This is a genomic window from Bacteroides sp. 2201st1_D9_2201SCRN_220225 (assembly GCF_040928965.1).
In the GTDB taxonomy this organism is placed as follows: domain Bacteria; phylum Bacteroidota; class Bacteroidia; order Bacteroidales; family Bacteroidaceae; genus Bacteroides; species Bacteroides stercoris.
On record NZ_JBCODG010000142.1, the window covers coordinates 1 to 3,539 of the forward strand.

Genomic DNA, 3,539 nt, shown 5'->3' on the forward strand with positions numbered 1-3,539 from the left:
GCCTCCCTTGAAAGGAATATCTGTTCGCTGCGGGCAATATCCTCGGTGGAAACGGCAAGCGTGTTCCGTCTTTGGCCAGAAGTAAAATTCATCCTGGTCTGCACGTTGCGCGCTTCCACTTCCCCGGCTGTGGAACGGTATTTCTGTATGCTGGTTTTGAACCGGTCAATGTCATTCACCAGGTCAAAGATGTTCTCATAGCCGTATTTTTCAGCCACGAGGCTGAGAGGGTAGTCGTAATGCCTCAGTATTGTCCCATAGGGTACTTCCCGGCCAAGCGCGGCGAATATGCCTTTCGGGGTGTTATCGAAACCGCCACCCTCTAAAATCCTTCCGTCAGTGGCCTGTACGATATCCAGAATCACATCCTCTGCCGTATTTTTAAATTCCTCCGGGCTGCTTCCCCTTGCAAATCCCTCTATGCGTTGTATGGCATGTTGTATCTCATGTGCCAGGACGGACTTAACATCCTCTGTCCGGGAGATGTTTATCACGATCCTGTTATCCGAATGGAGATAGGTTCCGCCGTAGTCAGCCGATGGCAGGTCTACAAACTCCAACCGGGTTTGTTTCATTTCGGGATAGGCATGGAACAGTTCATCGTCCTTCACATAGTCATCCAGATAAATCCGTTCACGCAGCGCGTCCTGTTCCTTCAGCCCGGCTGCCAGTTCCGTCAGTTCCGTAAAACGTCTCCACTCTGCTTCAGAGAGTACTTTGCCCTCCATCTGCCGGTCAAGAAGATTTTCAAACTCCCCGTACCAGGACTGTTTTTCCAGCAGGCGTGAGCAGCCCAGATCTCCGGCCGGGTAGTATTCGAAATCCGGTGTCTCATAGCGCCACTTGCTGTCAGCTCCGCGTTCCCAGCCTGTCGCCATTTTTATTGTTCCGGCGTCCTTGCCTGACTTCTCCATTTCGCGGGCAACTGCAAGGTTCTCCAGACGCGGACAGGCCCCCTCAAGCCGATCAAGGTTGGAAGCCCCTTTCTCTCCAATGAAGCGGAAACGTTCATGTGCGGTTATCTTCAGGTCATTCTCATTGAAAATGACATAGTTTCGTGCACCGTCGGCTCGGCCACCAGTAGAATACTCCGCCGGATAGTCAATGCCTGTGAATCCTGCCCGAGAAAGAAACCCGCTGGTAAGCCGCTGTGAGTCGGTATCCCTGTCCGGATTGATGAACATGTAGTCCAGAAAGCCGTAGAACTCTTTCCCGCTGTTCCATACGTGTGACTTGCCGTTCCAGAAATCTGTCGTGGCTCCCGGAAGGAAAAGCCGTTCCTTGCGGAGCTGCAGAAATATCCTTCCCTTCTGCTCTGCGGATACCGGCCTGTCCCAGTACAGATAGTTCGTGCCGTTATCCTCCGGGATATTCACCCTGTAGAGGTTGCGGGGAAGATCTACGCGGATTTTGCCGTCGTCGATATCTGCAAGCAGTTCCGTTTTCTGCCTCTCGAACTCTTTCCTCCTTCTGCTGCGCGGGGATGCCACACGCCCGTCAATATAGACAGAGGCGACGTTCTGTTTCAGGCTGTCCGGATCGGTGGAGGAAAGGAGGTGCGTTTTCCATACCCGCCATACGTCATCAAAATAATATTCGTTGTCAAGCACCGAGGATAAAGGCTCCCCGTCATAGGTTATGTGGTTTCCCCGCTTTATACCGATGGCCGCATACCTTTTGGCTATTGCATCCACCTCTGTCACATAAGTGCCCCATCCGTAGGCCTGTGCCCCTTCACCGGTTCCGGCAAAGGCATGGTCGAAATATTCGAAGCAGGCCGGACTGCCATGATAGACTTCACGAAAGCGGATATCGTCAATGTCCGGCGAGAAAGCACCGGTATTCCGCTCCGAATACAGATATTTGCCGGCAGCCTTCAGTTGCCCCGGAACAAGAACAGCCATGCATTCCACACCTTCATCCGCAGCGCGGATAGCATCGTAACCCTTTGCCCTGATGATTTTTTGCATGGAAGGTGTCTCCACCACACGCCAGGAGTTGTCGCCTGCCAGTATCTTCTCCGCATCCTCCCGGGAGACAGGGAGTTCCAGACCGAGATAGAAGTCGTAGGCCGTAAGTCTTCCCCCTGACTCGTCCAGAACCTCCCGGACGGCATTTTCATCTTTTACGTCGAAAGGTTTCCTGACATTGGCAAAGAGGTCATATACATAACTTTCCTCCGTCCACTGTTCTTCCCCGTTTTCATCGTCCGGCAGTCCCATACTGCGTATAGAACCGATACTTCCGGCCTTTTCCTCGTCAAAGGAAGTGAAAATCAACCCGCCGTATGCACCGCCCCTGAAAGTGTGGAAAGGGGCGTCAGTAACCTGTATCTCCCAGTCATCGGTAATCCTGAACCGGCTTTTGTGTCTTGCCTGTTCCCTTGAAAGGGATGTACCATGATAGACTACCAACGGTTCCCCGTTCTCATCCACAACTTTTGAACTGTTTGTTTGGAGAATAGAAAACAAACGCTTATCTTTGAAATCGGAAAGGAGCGGATTACTTTCAATTCCAGCTTTTTGTATTGTTGGGATAATTGAGAGCAATTCGCTCTTTTCTATGCTTGAGAGTCTGTGGTCATAGTATCTGATGCCGTTGTTTTGATTGGCTACAACCGCCTTGACGGTATAACTGCTCCCGCCTATCTTCAATCCGCATACATAATAGGAAAACGACTTTATCCCCGGATACTTGCCGGCATCCTCGTTGGGAAGCTCGTCTATGAAAATCGAATCCTCTATGATCCGGGGAATGGCGGCAATGCTCTGGAGATGCTCCCTGTCCTTGTAGTCATGCTGCAGTATTTCCCGGATGCCGCCGCGACTGTTACCGCCGGTCAGGGATATCGGGGTGTTTGTATCCTTATTCGTATATTCACCCCGCAGGTTCTTGCCGTATTCCAGGGCATTCTTCTTGTATTGTTTCAGATCATCCACCGGTGCAATCTCATTACCTGTTATTTCCACAGGTCTGGCATTATACAGTTTTTTTATGCGTGCGGCCTTTTCCCAATCTCCGAACCATTCCTTGAAGGCTCCGGTTCTGACCTGCACCCACTGCCTTTCATTCAAATTTGTGGGCTGTCCGTTCGGAGCTTGTATATAGTATCCTGCCGCCTTGCTGCACGCCATGATATCCAGCTCTTCATTTGTGAAAACATTTTCAGATGTCTTTTCCATCAGCTTAACTATCGGTTAGTACGACAATATGATTTATCCGGAAAGAAAAAACTTGTTTACTTATTTACTCCAAATAAATTCAAAGTAAATAAGTAAACAAGTAATGCCGTCGGACTACGAACGCAACTTCTACATATCGGCACTGGCCTGCAGGCTCATCCGGTTGGTCGTACCTATGGCTTTGAGCGTATATCCCACCGGTGTTTTCGAAAGCATCAACGCACGGCTCTTTGTCGCGGCTTTCCGAGTGGTGGAACCGGCGGAAGAACTTATACTCTTACCTTTGAGCAGGGCATTCCATTCCGTAGCCTGCATATTCTCCACCTTGACACCTTCCTTGCGCAAATCCTTGATGAT

1 protein-coding gene and 1 pseudogene are annotated in these 3,539 nt (G+C 50.5%); both read right to left on the reverse strand.

All coding sequences use genetic code 11. The annotated features are described in order from the left end of the window. Nucleotides 1-3,182 (reverse strand): LPD23 domain-containing protein (locus tag AB5903_RS22050; protein WP_368118296.1); only part of this gene is annotated, 3,182 nt, incomplete at its 3' end. A 129-nt stretch (nt 3,183-3,311) separates the two neighbouring features. Then, nucleotides 3,312-3,539, reverse strand: a pseudogene (locus AB5903_RS22055) (hypothetical protein); the annotation flags it as partial.